General features: G+C 34.9%; 16 protein-coding genes, 5 tRNA genes and 1 pseudogene. 16 read left to right on the top strand and 6 right to left on the bottom strand.

From position 1 onward, the window contains the following. Positions 1-27 precede the first annotated feature (27 nt). From suhB to LIX50_RS06440, 4 genes are all read left to right on the top strand, one after another. Positions 28-831: an inositol-1-monophosphatase gene (gene suhB, locus LIX50_RS06455; protein WP_048953511.1), complete on the top strand. Its 804-nt coding sequence runs from the start codon at positions 28-30 to the stop codon at positions 829-831. A gap of 642 nt (positions 832-1473) precedes the next feature. After that, positions 1474-1686 (top strand): helix-turn-helix transcriptional regulator, encoded by a 213-nt coding sequence (locus tag LIX50_RS06450; RefSeq protein WP_048953513.1) that lies wholly within the window; start codon positions 1474-1476, stop codon positions 1684-1686. After that, the gene (locus LIX50_RS06445) at positions 1679-1951 is read left to right on the top strand and encodes a hypothetical protein (protein WP_048953516.1); all 273 of its coding nucleotides are present in this window, start codon (positions 1679-1681) and stop codon (positions 1949-1951) included. Before LIX50_RS06450 ends, LIX50_RS06445 begins: the two co-directional genes overlap by 8 nt. A 40-nt stretch (positions 1952-1991) precedes the next feature. Next, positions 1992-3710, top strand: a complete 1719-nt coding sequence (locus LIX50_RS06440) for a hypothetical protein (protein WP_048953517.1) — start codon at positions 1992-1994, stop codon at positions 3708-3710. Between the two features lie 42 nt (positions 3711-3752). Here LIX50_RS06440 and LIX50_RS06435 read toward each other — a convergent pair whose 3' ends face one another. After that, positions 3753-4340 carry a hypothetical protein gene (locus tag LIX50_RS06435; protein ID WP_005644465.1) on the bottom strand — a complete coding sequence of 196 codons (588 nt, stop codon included), beginning with the start codon at positions 4338-4340 and terminating at the stop codon, positions 3753-3755. Positions 4341-4569: 229 nt separating this feature from the next. Here LIX50_RS06435 and merR point away from each other — a divergent pair, with 229 nt between their 5' ends. From merR to LIX50_RS06415, 4 genes and pseudogenes are all read left to right on the top strand, one after another. Then, a complete protein-coding gene (gene merR, locus LIX50_RS06430) occupies positions 4570-4962 on the top strand; it encodes an Hg(II)-responsive transcriptional regulator (RefSeq protein WP_005644354.1) in 393 nt (130 codons plus the stop codon). A 28-nt stretch (positions 4963-4990) separates the two neighbouring features. After that, a complete protein-coding gene (gene merA / locus LIX50_RS06425) occupies positions 4991-6631 on the top strand; it encodes a mercury(II) reductase (RefSeq protein ID WP_226385918.1) in 1641 nt (546 codons plus the stop codon). A 159-nt stretch (positions 6632-6790) separates the two neighbouring features. Further along, positions 6791-7765, top strand: a pseudogene (locus tag LIX50_RS06420) (ISL3 family transposase); the annotation flags it as partial. Positions 7766-7811: 46 nt separating this feature from the next. Continuing rightward, positions 7812-8072, top strand: a complete 261-nt coding sequence (locus LIX50_RS06415) for a hypothetical protein (RefSeq protein ID WP_005644566.1) — start codon at positions 7812-7814, stop codon at positions 8070-8072. 522 nt (positions 8073-8594) lie between these two features. On the opposite strand, the gene LIX50_RS06410 is transcribed toward LIX50_RS06415, so the two are convergent. The 3 genes from LIX50_RS06410 to gltX all read right to left on the bottom strand — a co-directional run bounded on the left by LIX50_RS06410 (position 8595) and on the right by gltX (position 11632). Then, positions 8595-9794: a tyrosine-type recombinase/integrase gene (locus LIX50_RS06410; protein WP_005644386.1), complete on the bottom strand. Its 1200-nt coding sequence runs from the start codon at positions 9792-9794 to the stop codon at positions 8595-8597. A 239-nt stretch (positions 9795-10033) separates the two neighbouring features. Further along, positions 10034-10109, bottom strand: a tRNA-Ala gene (locus LIX50_RS06405). 80 nt (positions 10110-10189) lie between these two features. Then, positions 10190-11632, bottom strand: coding sequence for a glutamate--tRNA ligase (gltX, locus tag LIX50_RS06400; protein WP_226385917.1), 1443 nt, complete (start codon positions 11630-11632; stop codon positions 10190-10192). A gap of 170 nt (positions 11633-11802) precedes the next feature. Between gltX and LIX50_RS06395 the strand changes: the two genes are divergently transcribed. The 5 genes from LIX50_RS06395 (at position 11803) to lpt6 (ending at position 14036) form a co-directional block, all read left to right on the top strand. After that, positions 11803-11878, top strand: a tRNA-Val gene (locus LIX50_RS06395). A 43-nt stretch (positions 11879-11921) separates the two neighbouring features. After that, positions 11922-11997 (top strand) — tRNA-Val (locus LIX50_RS06390). Positions 11998-12055: 58 nt separating this feature from the next. Further along, a tRNA-Val gene (locus LIX50_RS06385) sits at positions 12056-12131 on the top strand. A gap of 52 nt (positions 12132-12183) precedes the next feature. After that, positions 12184-12259: transfer RNA gene (locus LIX50_RS06380), tRNA-Val, on the top strand. A 121-nt stretch (positions 12260-12380) separates the two neighbouring features. Beyond that, entirely contained in the window at positions 12381-14036 is a 1656-nt protein-coding gene (lpt6, locus tag LIX50_RS06375; protein WP_048952647.1) for a phosphoethanolamine transferase Lpt6, read from the top strand. 40 nt (positions 14037-14076) lie between these two features. On the opposite strand, the gene LIX50_RS06370 is transcribed toward lpt6, so the two are convergent. Next, on the bottom strand, positions 14077-14874 hold the full coding sequence (locus tag LIX50_RS06370) for a virulence factor BrkB family protein (RefSeq protein WP_005644271.1): 798 nt from the start codon (positions 14872-14874) through the stop codon (positions 14077-14079). Continuing rightward, positions 14871-15350, bottom strand: coding sequence for a YchJ family protein (locus LIX50_RS06365; RefSeq protein ID WP_106013612.1), 480 nt, complete (start codon positions 15348-15350; stop codon positions 14871-14873). The genes LIX50_RS06370 and LIX50_RS06365 overlap by 4 nt, the downstream gene beginning before the upstream one ends. Positions 15351-15479: 129 nt before the next feature. On the opposite strand from LIX50_RS06365, the gene LIX50_RS06360 reads away from it, so the two are divergent. The 3 genes from LIX50_RS06360 (at position 15480) to recR (ending at position 18248) form a co-directional block, all read left to right on the top strand. After that, positions 15480-16979: a helicase HerA-like C-terminal domain-containing protein gene (locus LIX50_RS06360; protein WP_048952645.1), complete on the top strand. Its 1500-nt coding sequence runs from the start codon at positions 15480-15482 to the stop codon at positions 16977-16979. A 274-nt stretch (positions 16980-17253) separates the two neighbouring features. Continuing rightward, positions 17254-17583 carry a YbaB/EbfC family nucleoid-associated protein gene (locus tag LIX50_RS06355; RefSeq protein ID WP_005629464.1) on the top strand — a complete coding sequence of 110 codons (330 nt, stop codon included), beginning with the start codon at positions 17254-17256 and terminating at the stop codon, positions 17581-17583. Between the two features lie 62 nt (positions 17584-17645). Beyond that, complete coding sequence (gene recR, locus LIX50_RS06350; RefSeq protein WP_048952644.1) at positions 17646-18248, top strand: recombination mediator RecR; 603 nt, start codon at positions 17646-17648, stop codon at positions 18246-18248. Positions 18249-18261 lie beyond the last annotated feature (13 nt).

The following is an 18261-nucleotide window of genomic DNA, read 5'->3' as shown; positions in this document are numbered from 1 at the left end:
TTCTGTTCTTTAAAATCTGGTGGAAATATGAATCCAATGTTAAATATCGCAATTCGTGCGGCACGAAAAGCGGGCAATGTGATTGCTAAAAATTATGAACGCCGTGATGCTATCGAAAGCACACAAAAAGGTATTAATGATTATGTGACAAACGTTGATAAAGCGGCAGAAGCAGAAATCATTGAAATTATTCGTAAATCTTATCCTGACCACACCATCATCAGCGAAGAAACGGGTGCGCTTGAAGGCAAAGATAGTGATGTACAATGGGTGATTGATCCACTAGATGGTACCCGTAATTTTATGACGGGCCTTCCTCATTTTGCCGTGTCTATCGCAATTCGTGTAAAAAATCGCACTGAAGTTGGGGTTGTTTATGATCCAATCCGTAATGAATTATTTACCGCTGTGCGTGGTGAAGGCGCAAAATTAAATGAAGTACGTTTGCGTGTAGATAGTAAACGTGAAATTCAAGGTTCAATTTTAGCGACCGGTTTCCCATTCAAACAACCAAAATTAATGCCAACTCAATTTGCAATGATGAATGCCTTAATTGAAGATGCCGCGGATTTCCGTCGTACTGGTTCTGCAGCATTGGATTTATGCTATGTGGCGTCAAACCGTATTGATGGTTATTTTGAAATGGGCTTAAAAGCATGGGATTGTGCTGCTGGCGATTTAATCGTGCGTGAAGCGGGTGGTTTAGTCTGTGATTTTGATGCTGGTAACGGCTACTTACGTAGCGGTAATATTATTGCAGCACCAGCGAGAGTATTAAAAGAAATGTTGAATAAAATTAGACTGTGTTTAGGTGAGAGTTTTAACGGTTAATTGTTTTATAAATAGCGCCTTTAATAATGGTGCTATTTTTACCCTTTAAAGTTTGGAATGTAAAAATTCTGAGATAAAAAAAGCAAGGTGCTTTACCTTGCTTTATTAATTTGGTGGGATAATCTCACTTAAATTAACATTGTAATAAATTGATTTATAATAACTTTATTCCTGCGATATGTGTTCAGTGTTACTATTGGTGTTACTAAAAAACAAAATGGTAAATAATCTATAATACTCAAAGCATTGATACTTTGCTCTTTAACCCAATTATAGCATGATGAGAGAAAAATATCTAAATAGGTAAAATATAGCACCGTATGCCTGTTTTTTAATCAAAATTTTTTAAAAATTTCCTCAATGAAAACATTAGTTAAATATGAGGATGAATTAGCTCACTCTTCCATACTATAAAGCGAAATATTTACTTAAAAAAATACTTGCTGGCAACCAGAAAGAGGTATAGGATGGTTACATTAAATTTTAGTTAGAGCAAAAAATAAGGATTTCTTATTAATATATGAAATGGAGGCTATACGCCTTATCAAAAAGTGATGATATAGATCACTTTTTTTAAACGAAACAATATAAGGGTATTACTAGCTAAATAGTAATACCCTTTTTATATAAGAGGACTTTACCATGGATAGAATAATCAGGGTAAAAGAATTTTTAACTATATTAGGAGTATCTAAAAGTACATTCTATATTTGGCAGGATAAAAACTCTGCTTATTATAAACCTAATTTTCCTAAAAAAGTTAGCCTAGGTGCTAACTCCGTAGGCTACTTTGAATCAGATATAAATAAATACTTAAACGAAATTAAAAAAACAAATGAGGTGTGCTATGGTTAAAATAGTAGATGATAAGATTTTTTCAATTATTAATAGAAAATTGCCATTAGAGAAAGGTTTTAAGAGATTAACTAGTAATGCTAGAAATGTCTTATACACACTAATCATAAAAAGTAAAAATAAAGAAATAATGATAACTACTTTCAACTCAGAATCTGTTTTTAACTTAAAAAGAGATTTATTTATTAAAGCTCTAAATGAGTTAATAAAGGTAGATTATTTAAAAAAAACTGAAGTAGATAATATCTATATATTAAAAATTTAAATCAAAGCCACTATTTAGTGGCTTTTTATAGAGGCAAATTATGAATAATAAAAATGTAAATTTTCCAGATGAGTGGAATGGATGGAGATTAAAAAATAATGAGATTGATTACAATATAGATGATAATAACTATATACTTTCTAGATATAACTATTTACGTGATTCAATCGACGATAGCAGTTACAAACTTAAGGATAGTATAGATAGTTATTCAAATAGGCAAATCCTAGCTTGGGGTTGCGGCTCAGGGAAAACCACAAATTTAAAGGTTCTTTGTGCTAATACTGATAAGTCTACTTTGATTATTGTAAAAACAAATGAAGAAATTAAAAGGCTTGTATTTGATGTTAAAGTATTAAATCCTAAACAGTCTATTTGTGGAATTTATAAAGGAAGCGATACATTAACAGAATTAGAATGTAATATTTATGCTTTGTCAAAATATAGAATAGTAGTAACTAATAACTGGAGGGCTTTATATGAATCAAGCAATATATTTATTAACTATGATGATCCCATAAAGAAAGAGATAACAAAGAGAGAATTAGTTATCTTTGATGAATTCCAGACCCCTTATACGGATATAGTAGTAAAACATGAGAAATTATTAGTAGAACTTTATAAGAGAGAGTTGATATACGGAAAAGAGATAAGGCTAAATAAGGAGACAATTAAGAATATAATAAATTTTGACAAAAATATATTTAATGAATTATTTAATGATTTACCTGATATAAAAAATGAAAAACTATATCATGAAAGAGTTAGCTGGCTATTCAATAAACTTATAGTATCTTTAGGAGATCTATCTAATACAGATATATCATCAGATATTATCATACACCAAGATATTAATGACTTTATAGATGAAGATACAAAATTAATTATTTTAGATGCCACAGCAGAATTTTTATTTGAAGGTAGTAATAATTGGAATATAGAAAGATATAATCAAAGTAAAGTAGTTATAAATAATAATATTTATTATGATACATTGTTATCAACACGAAGGACAAGAAAAAGTAATGAGAAACATAAAAAAGATATTGTTGAAGACATAAGAAAACTTGAGAAATATATTTCTATGAATAATGGAAATAAACATCTTGTTATTACATGGAATAATACATTTCATATAGAGAATCTACCTAACTTCATTAAAGAAAATATTAGTAAAGATTTGCGAGATAAATATGAGGTTATTCATTATAATTCAGGAAAGTGTAGAGCTACAAATGAGTATATAAAATATGATTCAATAATATTTTTTGGTGAGTGGTTTAATAATTCATTTCATGCAGAGAGACTTTCTGAAGTATTAAATACTAAAATAGAATCTAAAGATCTAGTAAAATCAGAAATAGTTCAAGCAATTTTTAGAACTCAAGCAAGAATAGGAAAGTCAGTATCTATCGCATTTTTTTACAATTATAATGAGAAATTATTGGATGGATACGATTCATTTGAAGAAAGTATTAATAGTATATTGAATATAGAAGATAATGATTTTAAAAGAATGGTTAAAATGAGAAGAATATTAAATATAATGGAAAATGAATTGAATAAGAATACACTAAAAAAAGTAAAAAACTTCATTCGTAAAATGAATATTTTAGATTTAAAAAATGAAATTATGGAAATTAAAACCAGCCTTAAAGAATTAAATGATATTGTTGATCATAAATTTAAATCTAGGAGAGATGTTATACCACTTCAAAATGCTCTCATGGAATACCTTAATATAAATTTAACTTTATAAAATAAAAGCCTAATAGGGAGTTAATCTATTAGGCTTTATTTTTTATTGAATAGTTACATAAAAATCTTTTCCATTATCACTACTTTCAATTTTATAACGTATAGGTGCTTTTATGCCACTGTTATATTGATTTCTATAAACTTCTATTGCTTGTTCATGTTCTCTAACCATTTTATCTAACTGTTCTTTAGTTTCAGATAAATATTTATCCCTTTCTTGTTGATAATAAATTTTTACTCTATTAATATCTTGAGGATAAGATTCTTCTAAAATCCTAAGATTATCTTCAATATTCTTAACCTTATCATCCCTTTCTTGATTGAATCTATTTTTATGATGATTGTAATTATTAGAAAGTTCCTTTTTGTTACGTTCTAAAGACTCAGACACTTCTTTATCGCTTGCTCCTGCTCTTTTATAGTTTTTAGCATCTAATTCGATTTGGCTAGACATTCTTTTATAATGATTTTCATTTTCTAGTAATTTTTGTTCTGAATCAGAAATAGCTTTATTTTTATCTGAAGAAAGACTGTTCTTTTTACTAGAATATTTATTTTCTAATTCAGATAACTGTTCTTTTTCTCTTTTATCCATTTTTAATGAAAATTCATTAAATGCATTTTTTAGCATTATTTCTTTTTTTGGGTCTTCGGAATATATAATGGAATTACTTTCTTAATAGTTTAAAAACAACTGGTGTTTAAATTGGATTTTCTGGTGGGATGTTAGGATAATCAATAGTATTATATAAAAGTATCAATCACATACGAGTGATACTTTGGGAAAAAAATAAAATAGTCCAATTTACTTGACCGTGTACTATGGTACATGGTTTATAATATTCAGGGGGTGAAATAAGATGATTTATCGCATTAGTGAGTTTGCAGATAAATGTGGAGTTAATAAAGAAACGATCAGATATTACGAGCGAAAAAATTTATTACAAGAACCTCACCGAACGGAAGCTGGTTATCGGATATATTCATATGATGACGTTAAGCGTGTTGGGTTTATTAAACGAATACAGGAACTTGGTTTCTCTTTAAGCGAGATTTATAAATTACTTGCTGTTGTAGATAAAGATGAAGTTCGTTGTCAAGATATGTTCGAATTTGTTTCTAAAAAACAAAAGGAAGTGCAAAAACAAATAGAGGATTTAAAACGAATTGAAACTATGTTAGACGACTTAAAACAACGATGTCCAGCTGAAAAGCAATTACATTCGTGTCCAATAATAGAAACATTAACATGAGAGATTAATTAACGAAAGGAGCTTTTTTATGAATAAATTTAAGGTAAACATTTCAGGAATGACCTGTACGGGTTGTGAAAAACACGTAGAATCAGCACTTGAAAAGATAGGTGCTAAAAATATTGAGTCTAGTTATCGTCGTGGTGAAGCAGTATTTGAACTGCCCGATGATATTGAGGTTGAAAGTGCAATGAAGGCGATTGATGAAGCAAATTACCAAGCCGGAGAAATTGAAGAAGTATCATCACTAGAAAACGTGGCGTTAATTAATGAAGACAATTATGACCTTCTTATTATTGGTTCTGGTGCTGCTGCCTTTTCTTCGGCAATTAAAGCTATAGAATACGGTGCAAAAGTTGGAATGATTGAGCGTGGAACGGTTGGGGGAACCTGTGTGAATATTGGCTGTGTTCCGTCAAAAACTCTTCTTAGGGCAGGGGAAATCAATCATTTATCAAAAGACAATCCGTTTATAGGTTTACAAACATCCGCTGGAGAAGTGGATTTAGCTAGTTTAATCACGCAAAAGGATAAATTGGTGAGCGAACTTCGGAATCAAAAATATATGGATTTAATTGATGAATATAATTTTGATTTAATTAAAGGTGAAGCAAAATTCGTTGATGCTAGTACGGTTGAGGTCAATGGGGCAAAGTTATCTGCAAAACGCTTTTTAATTGCAACAGGTGCATCGCCTTCGTTGCCCCAAATTTCAGGACTTGAAAAAATGGACTATTTAACTAGTACAACACTTCTTGAGTTAAAGAAAATACCAAAACGATTAACTGTAATTGGTTCAGGATACATTGGAATGGAGCTTGGACAACTATTTCATCATTTAGGTTCAGAAATAACGCTTATGCAAAGAAGTGAGCGACTTTTAAAGGAGTATGATCCTGAGATTTCAGAGTCAGTTGAAAAAGCGTTAATTGAACAGGGTATAAACCTTGTCAAAGGGGCAACTTTTGAGCGTGTTGAACAAAGTGGAGAGATAAAAAGGGTTTACGTAACAGTAAATGGCAGTAGAGAAGTCATTGAATCAGATCAGTTACTTGTTGCCACTGGAAGAAAACCAAATACGGATTCTTTAAATTTAAGTGCAGCAGGTGTTGAAACTGGAAAAAATAATGAAATCCTGATCAATGATTTTGGTCAAACAAGTAATGAAAAGATTTATGCAGCAGGAGATGTGACTTTAGGACCACAATTTGTATATGTAGCAGCCTATGAAGGTGGAATTATTACTGATAATGCTATTGGTGGATTAAACAAAAAAATAGATTTATCGGTAGTTCCTGCTGTTACGTTTACGAATCCGACGGTTGCAACGGTTGGTTTAACAGAAGAACAAGCAAAAGAGAAAGGGTATGATGTGAAGACATCTGTATTACCTTTAGATGCTGTTCCAAGAGCAATTGTAAACCGTGAAACAACCGGTGTATTTAAACTAGTAGCAGATGCAGAAACACTAAAAGTATTAGGGGTTCATATTGTATCTGAAAATGCAGGAGATGTCATCTATGCAGCATCATTAGCTGTTAAATTTGGCTTAACGATAGAAGATTTAACAGAAACCCTAGCACCATATTTAACAATGGCTGAAGGGCTAAAATTAGTTGCACTTACGTTCGATAAAGATATTTCGAAATTATCTTGTTGTGCAGGCTAAGGGAACTTTTTTACAACTCCCTATTCAAGTGAACCAGCTAATGCTTTAAGGGATTTTCTAAGTGCATTTGTGGTCACAAAAATAATTTAACACTGATGATTTCGACATCAAATCTATAATTGATACCTTAACACCGCAGAGTAATAAAGGATGAATAATATGTCAGACTTATTATCCCTACCAGACATTAAAACAATAGAACCGCCACAATAAAATGAAACCGATATGATGTTTAAAGTTGAAGCAGTCGGACCACCTGAACGTTGTCCTGAATGTGGTTTTGACAAGTTGTACAAACACAGTTCAAGAAATCAACTAATTATGGATTTGCCCATTCGTTTAAAGCGAGTGGGCTTACAATTGAACCGTAGACGATACAAGTGTCGTGAATGCGGATCTACCTTCTGGGAACGCCTAATATCTGTAGATGAAAAGCGTAGTATGACCAAAAGGCTTTTAAAGTCCATTCAAGAGCAATCCATGTCTAAGACCTTTGTAGAAGTCGCAGAAAGCGTTGGTGTTGACGAGAAAACCATTAGGAACGTTTTTAAGGACTATGTGGCACTCAAAGAACGTGAATACCAGTTTGAAACTCCTAAGTGGCTTGGGATAGACGAGATACATATTATCCGTAGACCTCGGCTTGTATTGACTAATATTGAACGCAGGACTATTTATGACATCAAGCCTAACCGTAACAAGGAAACAGTCATCCAACGTCTTTCAGAAATCAGTGACAGGACTTACATTGAGTACGTCACAATGGATATGTGGAAGCCCTACAAAGACGCAGTGAACACTATCCTTCCACACGCTAAAGTTGTCGTAGATAAGTTTCATGTAGTTAGAATGGCTAATCAAGCCTTAGATAACGTCAGAAAGTCTTTGAAAGCCCATATGAGCCAAAAAGAAAGACGTACCCTTATGCGTGAAAGGTTTATCCTTCTAAAGCGTAAACACGATCTAAATGAACGTGAATCATTCCTCTTAGATACTTGGTTAGGTAATCTTCCTGCTTTAAAAGAAGCCTATGAACTCAAAGAAGAGTTTTACTGGATATGGGATACTCCTGATCCAGATGAAGGTCATCTTCGTTATAGTCAATGGAGACACCGTTGTATGTCCAGCAACTCTATATGCAAAAATTGAACGTGGAGAAACTAAGCTCAATCTTCATAAATTGGAGCAAATTGCCAATATCTTTAATATTGATGTTTTAGAACTAATCAAAAATGATGATAAGAATGTATTGTTCTTTATGAATGATCATAATACTAACTACTACGGTTCAAATGAGAATTTGACATCAGAAATCGATCGATTAAAACTAACTATTTCGCATAAAGATGAGCTATTGAAACAAAGAGATCTAGTGATTGAACAAAAAGATAGCGAGATTTCAGCATTGAAAGAGATTATTTCTTTGCTTAAATCGAAATAGACACTATCTATAATATACTTATTTTATCTAAATTATTTAACTATCAGAAAACGCTGTATAACCTATCTAAATCACTGCTAGCAGCATTATTTAGGGATAGATGAATTGCCCTACGTGTTTTTTTATCTTTCCTGCCATAAGCGTCTCTCGCATTATATTGACTATATATTCTATATCTAAGCGATTTTCTATTTTTAAGATCCCATATTATTAGAATTCTATTAATTAATAAAAATTATAGATCAAGGGCTGATGATTCTCATCATCAGCCTTAGCTCTCTATATAGATCTATAATGATAATCTTCTTCAAAAATAAACGTAGCTAAGAGATCTTAATATATAGTAAAAGCTACAATTTGTATTTGTAGCTTTTACATAGGTAAGTAATCATATCTATCAAGATAGATACTCATTAAGTGTTTTTAACTAATTTATAAATAAATTTAGTTGTTTTTTTTATTATTAATAGAGGCAGGTCAAAAAAAAACAACTCCGTTTAATGGTAATTTCTCCTAAAAAATTTAAGATTGAGAACATTTCTCAATATAATCTCCCCACATTTGCATAATATCCCTTCTTTTCTCCAAATAATTAGCATGATTATAAGCTAGGCTAACTTGGCTTCCTGTTTTATGTGCTAGACAAGCTTCAGCATGCTCATGTTGAACGCCTTGTTCTGCTAAAAAAGTTCTAGCCAATCCCCTTAATCCGTGTGCAGTCTGTTTATCTTTGTAACCCATCCTTTTTAGTGCCATATTAACAGTAGATGAACTCATTGCTTTCTTTAAATCACTTCTATGAGTAAACAAATATTTATTATGACCCGTCATTGGTCTTAGCTGTTCTATCAAAGCCATTACTTGGGATGATAATGGTACTGTATGTAGAAACCTCACTTTCATTCTTTCAGCAGGAATATTCCATTCTTTTTTATCAAAATCAAATTCGCTCCATGAAGCGTTACTTGCTTCACTAGGTCGAACCATTGTTAATAATTGAAATAAGATTAATAATTGAGTTTTCTTTTCAATCTTAGCACTATGTATTGATTTTATAAGGGTAGGAATTTCTTCAATACTTACTCTAGGGTTATTTCTTTGACGAACAGACTTGAATGTAGAGCTAATTTTTAGGCAAGTATTACTTTCAATTAACCCACTATTAACCGCAAAATTTAAGATTTCATTTAGATGACCGCATAGTCTATGAACCATATCTGGAGATCCATTTTCCTCCACTTTCTTTAACATTTGGACTACTAAAGAAGGCTTAATTTCTTTAATAGAATATCGACCTATCAAAGGAAAAAGATGAAGCTCTAAGTTTCGCCAATATTTATTGATCGTTTTCTCTTCAACTTCTGAACTTTTTTTCTCTTTCCAAAGTTCTGCAACTTTCTCAAAGGAACTTTGAGTATCCATAAGCTGCTTTCTTTCTAGTTCTTCTCTATGTTTTTTAGGATCAATTTGTTGAGCTAATAATTTACGACAGTCATCTCTTAACATTCTAGCTTCAGCTAAGCTAACTATCGGATATGTACCTAGCCCTAAATTAGTCCTTGTACCAAGAATAGGTCGTATATAATTAAATAGCCATAATTTAGAGCCGTTAGGCTTAATTCTTAATAAAAGCCCATAACCATCACATAAGCTATACTCTTTTTCTTTTGGCTTAGCTTTTTTTATCTCCGTATCTGTTAAGGGAGTTGTTCTTCTTGCCATTAGATACCTCCAAAATGAAGTAACACTAAAAACTTTATAAATTTATTTTATAAATCATAAAGTTATAATTAATTTAGTAACACTATATGATCCTATCATAGCATGGTGTTACTATTAGTGTTACTAGAATTTGTGGATTTGGTTGGTTTCTATCGGACTTGTTAGAACAACAAAAAAGCCTTGATATGCTATATATCAAGGCTTTATCGGACTATATCATACTATATAAAATTAGAATTTGGTGGAGATAATCGGGATCGAACCGACGACCTCTTGAATGCCATTCAAGCGCTCTCCCAACTGAGCTATATCCCCATAAAAGACAGCAACATGATAAAATTTGACTATGTGGCTGTCAATACGATTTTATTATGAGTTTGTTATCCGATTAAATATTAAGCGTTTTGTGCATGAATAAAATCAATAGCACGCTGAATACGCGCAAGTACGCGATCCCTACCGATACCGACTAGGGTAACATCCATTGATGGAGATTGACCAGAACCTGTCACAGCGACACGTAATGGCATGCCAACTTTACCCATGCCCACTTCTAGTTCAGCAGCCGTTTGCTCAATCGCTTCGTGAGTAGAATGTAAATCCCAGCTAGAAAGTGTGGTTAATTTTTCTTTTACTTTTGCTAGTGCTTCGGCAGCGTTGCCTTTGAAATGTTTTTTTGCTGCTGCTTCATCAAAGGTTTCAAATTCTTCAAAGAAGTAGCGACTTGAACTAGCCATTTCTTTTAAGGTTTTGCAACGTTCCGCAAGCATGGTGACTATTTCCGTTAATGCTGGACCATTGCTTGTATCAATACCTTGATCCTTGTAATGCCATTCAAGGTGTTTAGCCACGTATTCTGGCGGTAATTCACGGATATAATGTTGATTTAACCACTGTAATTTTTCAGTATTAAATGCGCTAGCTGATTTGCTGACGTGATCTAATTCGAAATAGTTGATCATTTCTTCGCGACTGAAAATTTCTTGGTCGCCATGTCCCCAACCTAAACGCACAAGATAGTTGATTAAAGCTTCTGGTAAGTAGCCATCATCACGATATTGCATTACGCTCACTGCACCATGTCGTTTAGATAATTTTTGACCATCATCTCCATTAATCATGGAAACGTGCGCATAGGTTGGAATTGGAGCACCAATCGCTTTTAAAATATTGATTTGACGTGGCGTGTTGTTGATATGATCTTCACCACGTACTACATGAGTGATACCCATGTCCCAGTCATCCACAACTACGCAGAAGTTATAAGTTGGTGAACCGTCTGTACGACGAATAATAAGATCATCAAGCTCACTGTTACTGATTTCAATACGGCCACGCACGGCATCATCAAATACGACTGAGCCTTCAGTTGGATTTTTAAAACGTACAATGTGGGGTTCATCAGGTGAATGGTTGTGATCGTGTAAGCAGTGACGGTCATAACGTGGTTTTTCTTTATTTTGTTCTTGAGTATGACGAAGTTCTTCTAAGCGATCTTTAGTACAATAACAACGATATGCTAAGCCTTGTTCAATCATTTCATCGATCACTTGGTTGTAACGATCAAAGCGTTTAGTTTGGTAATAAGGACCATGTTCCCAAGGAAGATTTAACCATTCCATTCCTTCAATAATTGCAGCAGTTGCTTCTGGTGTTGAACGCTCTAAATCCGTGTCTTCAATTCGTAATACAAATTCGCCGTTATTATGTTTTGCGTATAACCAAGAATAAAGTGCAGTACGTGCGCCACCTACATGTAAATAACCTGTAGGACTAGGAGCAAAACGTGTACGCACTTTTACATTTGGATCTAAATTAAAAGGAGCATCTAGTTTCATTTTTATAACCTATCTTCAATAAAATATTAGTCGTCATTCTACTACGACTTGTTTGACTTCTAAATAAAAAAGCGGATTTTATGCTTATTTTTACGACAATTAAACAAAATTTAGTAAAAAGGTATTGACTGAAAATGCATTCTCCCTATAATGCCAACCCACAACATTAAGGGCGATTAGCTCAGTTGGGAGAGCACCTCCCTTACAAGGAGGGGGTCACTGGTTCGAGACCGGTATCGCCCACCACTTCTCTAAAAAGTGTTCTTAATGTTACTAAGTTTGACCTAGCGGGCGATTAGCTCAGTTGGGAGAGCACCTCCCTTACAAGGAGGGGGTCACTGGTTCGAGACCGGTATCGCCCACCACTTTTCTAAAGTGTCCTTTCCGCTCAAACTTTCCCGTTGTATTTAAACGCTTTCTAGTGGGCGATTAGCTCAGTTGGGAGAGCACCTCCCTTACAAGGAGGGGGTCACTGGTTCGAGACCGGTATCGCCCACCACTTAAAAGTGTTTAAATAAACCGAAAATTTAGGGTTTTACCTTAATATTATCGGGCGATTAGCTCAGTTGGGAGAGCACCTCCCTTACAAGGAGGGGGTCACTGGTTCGAGACCGGTATCGCCCACCACTTTATTTTCAAATTATCTAAATAATTTTCTTTTCCCGTTCAATCTATTACGTTTACGTGATAAAGTGCGCAGACATTGTCATGTCTCATTTTAGTCTGTTATGCATCATAGGGAAAATTCATGATCGCTTATATTTTCTTAGCTTTATTCACGATTGCGGCAGTGATTTTTATTGTAAACTCTCATTATCGTTGGACTTATTTCTTTGCTATTACGCTTTTTACTTTTTTATTTGGCGGGATGCTTATGGTTTCTGGCCAATGGCAACGTGCTTTAAATTTTTCATCCGTGCTTTTTGTGGTACTGATGTTATTTCACCGTTTAAAAATTCATTATTACAAACAGCCTTTGTTAATTTCAGATTTCTTTCTTGTAGTGGATTGGCGAAATTGGGAAACCTTAATTCATTATAAAGGTGCGTTATTTGGCGTTATTGGGCTACTTGCGTTATTAGGTTATGCGATTTTTGGTTTTAATGATGTCGAGTCTTTAGGACTATTAGGTCACAACATTGGAGCGTTATTGTTTATCGTTAGCTTTAGCTTGATGTGGCATTATTCTAAAAAGCCAAGTGCGGTGCAAGTTTGGTTAGATTCTTTGCCCGATGATGGTCGTGATGTGTTTTTAAATTTACCAATGTCTTGCCGCGGTATTTTTTTCAAGGTGCCAAGTTTTGATGGCAATAGCCAAAATTTTATTGAAAAAATGACCGCACTTTCATCTGATACAAACAAGGTATCTGAAACAAAACCCGATATTGTAGTGACATTAATGGAATCCACGCTGAACCCTCATCAATTTGCTTTTAGTCAGCAATCTATTCCACCACTTTCCATGTTTGAACCCCAAAATGATACGGTATTTGCTTCTCCGTTGCGTGTACATACTTTTGCTGGCGCAACGTGGAAATCAGAATTTGCTTTTTTAGCCGGTGTGCCTTCGACTGATTTTGCCGCGTTAGCAAGTGGTGTTTTTTATTCTGTTGTACCGCACTTGCAATCAGGCTTAGTGAAAAATCTAAAAGCACAAGGATATTTTTGTGTTGCCTTGTCGCCTTTTACAAAAGGTAATTACAATGCGAAATCCGCTTATGATCATTTCGGTTTTGATTTGATGTTACAGCCGCAAGATCTTGGTTATCCTGCGCCTATCAGTAAAAATCTTTGGGATATTAGTAGTGAAGAAATGATGAAGTACGCCCGAATGATTTTGGAAAAACAGCATCCTGCGTTAGAAAATGTAGATCAGCCGATGTTTGTTTATGTATTGACTATGCGTGAACATGGTCCATATGAATTGGGCATGGAAAATACATTTAATCTTCAAATGCCTAATTTAGGGGCTAAAAGTATTTCTGCATTGAATGACTATACTCAACGTATTGTCGCCTTGAATGATGCGATTGAAGGAATGAATAACTATTTACATGAACGTAAAAAGCCTTTTGTTCTAGGGTATTTCGGTGATCACCAAGTAGCATTTGATAATGTTATCCCTCCGAAGAAAGGGGATTATGTACAGCCTGATTATGTGACACAATTTGTTGTAAGAAGTAATTGTGCGAGTCAATTTAAGCAAGAACAACATTTTTTAGATCTCGCTTTTGCCGGAGGCGTCTTGATGAATGTAGCTGGATTATCAGCAGAAGATGAATTTATGAAAGCAAATATGGCAATGTGTAAACTAAGTCACGGAAAATTGGAAGATTCTCCTAATCCTGCATTTGTGAATGACTATCGTCATTACCTTTATCAAACCTTAAAGATTGCAAAATAGCTACATAAAAAAGACCGATGTTGATAATCGGTCTTTTATTTTATTCTTTTAACTCACCTAAAACTTCAGATAATTGCGCTCCGACCAACACAACTAGCCAGCTAATCTGAATCCACAATAGCATAATCGGCAATGTTGCCATTGCGCCATAGATTAGTTGATAAGAAGGGAATGTGGTGATGTACCAAGTAAAGGCTTGTTTACCGAGTGTAAAGAAAATAGCGGCAATAAGTGCACCACAAGCAGAATATCTTATATCCACTTTCTTATTTGGCACGATGGTATAAATTAATGTGAAAATAAACCATGTGAAAAAGAACGGGAGTAAACTGAGCAATTTCACACCGAGTGAAAGCGTTTCTGATTGTTCAAACACCACTTTTATATAAGAGCTAATCCCTATACTTGTACCTATAACGAGAGGCCCAAAAGTCAGAATCATCCAGTAAATCGCGAAAGAGGTAAAAATAGGACGAATACTGGTATCATGCCAAATGCTGTTGAGGGTTCGGTCGATGTTATTAATTAGCATCAAGGCAACGGCAATTAAACTTACAATTCCCACCGCACTCATTTTCTTTGAGTTTGATACGAATTGATCGATATATTCGCCCACCATATCACTTGCCGATGGCGCAAAATTGGTGAAAATCATTTCTTTCAATTCCCCAGTGACTTCATTGAATACAGGAAAGGCAGAGAATATAGAAAAAATCACCATCACCATTGGCACGATAGCAAGCATCGTGCTGTAAGTTAGTGCGCCAGCAGCTTGGTTGAGTTTATTTTCTGAAAAACGTTTCCAAAAGAGCTGGCTAAATTGTTTCAATGAAATCATAAAAATTCCCCACAGCAATGTTTAAATTTTTTACCAGAACCACATACACAAGGTTGTTTCATTGTAGGCAAGGATACGGTCGGATCCACAAAATACCAACGGTTTTCAATTTTTACAAAAATTGACCGTTCTTGATGGGCTAGTTCTCCCTCTTCGCCTTGAAAAATCGCTTTAAATTCCACCGCACTTTGAGTTTTTGTGAGGTTTTCTGTTTTTAGGATTTCTAATCCTAGCCATGTAGTATTGTCAGCCCATTCTTGCAATAGATGAGTCTCTAATAAAGTTTGTTGGCTTGGCACAGTTGTTGCAACAATATAAGGTATATTTTTTAAAACGTAAGCTGTATAACGTGAACGCATGAGTTGTTCTGCCGTTTCTGGGACGGCAGTGTGTAAATGAAAGGGCGCACAGCAATGTTTGTACTCTTTGCCAGAACGGCAAAAACACAATGAAGGTGCGGTAAAATTTTCTGACATTTTAGTGTCCTGAAGTGGTATAAAAGAGATTTAATTTGAATTATAACTGAAAAATGTTTAACTTTTTGACCACATTGCATTTTTTACTTATCATTTACATATAATAAAAAATAAAGGGAAAATTCATTTATGCAATACGATCTCTCTCGCACAGAACAAGGTAAAATCCTAGGCATCACGGCCAAAATGGCTAACCGCCATGGCCTTATTGCTGGCGCAACAGGTACGGGTAAAACTGTCACATTACGTAAAATGGCAGAAGCCTTCAGTGATGATGGGGTACCGGTATTTTTAGTAGACGTAAAAGGCGATCTTTCTGGCTTAGTAAAGGGCGGTCAATTTCAGGGCAAAATTGCGGAACGAATTGAGCAGTTCGGGTTAGGCAATGATAGTTATCTCAATGGCTATCCTGTTTCTTTTTGGGATGTTTTTGGCCAAACGGGCATTCCTCTGCGAACAACTATTTCTGAAATGGGCCCGTTGTTGCTTTCTCGTTTATTGAATCTCAATGCTACGCAAGAAGGATTATTAAACCTGGTATTTCGTGTGGCAGATGATAAAGGTTTATTGCTCATTGATTTAAAAGATCTTCGTGCAATGCTGAAATATGTTGCAGAGAATGCGAAAACCTTCCAAGTTGAGTATGGCAACGTTTCGACCGCAAGTGTTGGTGCAATCCAACGAGCACTACTTACACTTGAAAATGAAGGTGCTGCAAATTTATTTGGTGAGCCAGCATTGAACCTAGATGATTGGATGCAAACTCGCGATGGGCGAGGGGTGATTAATGTACTCAATTCTGAAAAATTGATTAATTCCCCAAGAATGTATAGTGCATTTCTATTATGGTTGATGGCGGAACTCTTTGAACAACTGCCAGAAGTGGGTGATCCTGATAAACCTAAATTTATTATGTTTTTTGATGAAGCACACTTATTGTTTGATGGTGCACCGAGCGTATTAGTAGAAAAAGTAGAACAAGTTGTGCGTTTGATTCGTTCTAAAGGTGTGGGAATCTATTTTGTCACGCAGAACCCTCTTGATTTGCCAGATACCGTATTAGGGCAGTTAGGTAATCGTGTTCAACACGCTCTCCGTGCATTTACTCCACGCGATCAAAAAGCTGTAAAATCAGCTGCAGAAACTTTCCGAGCAAACCCTTCAGTGAATGTCGTTGAGACTATTTCAACCCTTGGAGTGGGACAAGCATTGGTATCATTTTTAGATGAAAAAGGCATGCCTACGCCAGTTGAAATTGCCTATATCTATCCGCCAAAAAGTCAGCTTTTACCATTAACGACAGATGAACGTAATGTTTGGGTGAAAGATGATGATCTTTATGCGTATTATAAAGAATATGTAGATAACGAATCAGCCTTTGAAGTATTAACTGCTCAAGCGGATTTAGCTGCGGTACAACAAAAACAAGCAGAGCAAGCCCAAGCGGAAGAAGAAAACGGCTTCTTAGGTAGTTTGAGTCGAATGATTTTTGGTACGCAAAAGCGCGGTGAAAAATTATCGCCAACTGAGCAGATTGTTAACAGTGTAGCAAAATCAGTTGGGCGAAATATTCGAAATCAAATTACTAAGCAAATTATGAGAGGAATAATGGGGGCATTGAAAAAATAGGTTGATGATAAATGAAATGTGAGGGTTTCCGTTTAGAAGATGCATATCTAAATTACTTTAAATAAAAGATAATTGATTAAGTATTTGAAATCCTCGCTTTCTCTCGGTTCTATATTTTATTAGATTTTTTATTACCATCATCTTTATGATTCAATGTGATAAATATTAAAATTTTCACTGATTTCACAAGCGTCATGTATTAATTTCTTTGTTCCCAAGAATTAATTTTTTCGCTAGAATGCAGTCAATTTTTGACTTAATAAAGGATAACATTATGTTTGGAAAAGGCGGTTTAGGCGGCTTAATGAAACAAGCCCAACAAATGCAAGAAAAAATGCAAAAAATGCAGGAAGAAATCGCGCAACTAGAAGTAACGGGTGAATCTGGTGCAGGTTTAGTGAAAATCACAATTAATGGTGCACATAACTGCCGTCGCATTGACATTGATCCGTCTTTAATGGAAGACGATAAAGAAATGTTAGAAGATTTAATCGCGGCCGCTTTTAACGATGCGGTACGTCGTGCAGAAGAATTACAAAAAGAAAAAATGGCATCGGTTACTGCTGGAATGCCATTGCCTCCAGGGATGAAATTTCCGTTTTAATTATTAGGCGCGTGAATATACGATTCACGCGTCATCTCTCATTTACCTCTCATTAAATCACTATGCAAAGCAGCCCACTTTTGGAACACCTTATTGAGAACTTACGTTGTCTTCCTGGCGTAGGACCTAAATCTGCGCAACGTATGGCTTATCATCTTTTACAACGTAATCGTAGCGGTGGAATGAATTTAGCTCGAGCACTCACAGAAGCCATGTCTAAAATTGGCCATTGTTCACAATGTCGAGACTTTACGGAAGAAGACACTTGCAACATTTGCAATAACTCTCGCCGTCAAAATTCAGGTTTGCTTTGTGTCGTTGAAATGCCCGCAGATATTCAAGCTATTGAGCAAACGGGACAATTTTCGGGACGTTATTTTGTCTTAATGGGGCACTTATCACCACTTGATGGTATTGGTCCTCGTGAAATTGGCTTAGATTTACTGCAAAAACGTTTAGTAGAAGAATCTTTCCACGAGGTGATTCTTGCAACAAACCCAACAGTGGAAGGCGATGCAACAGCAAACTACATCGCTGAAATGTGCCGCCAGCACAATATCAAAGTGAGTCGTATCGCTCATGGAATTCCTGTAGGTGGTGAACTGGAAACTGTGGACGGTACAACACTGACTCACTCTTTTCTAGGTCGTCGTCAAATCGACTAATCTTCTCATACTA

The sequence above is a fragment of the Haemophilus sp. Marseille-P9675 genome (genome assembly GCF_916862695.1).
GTDB lineage: Bacteria > Pseudomonadota > Gammaproteobacteria > Enterobacterales > Pasteurellaceae > Haemophilus > Haemophilus haemolyticus_K.
This window is presented reverse-complemented; position numbering and strand designations above follow the sequence as displayed.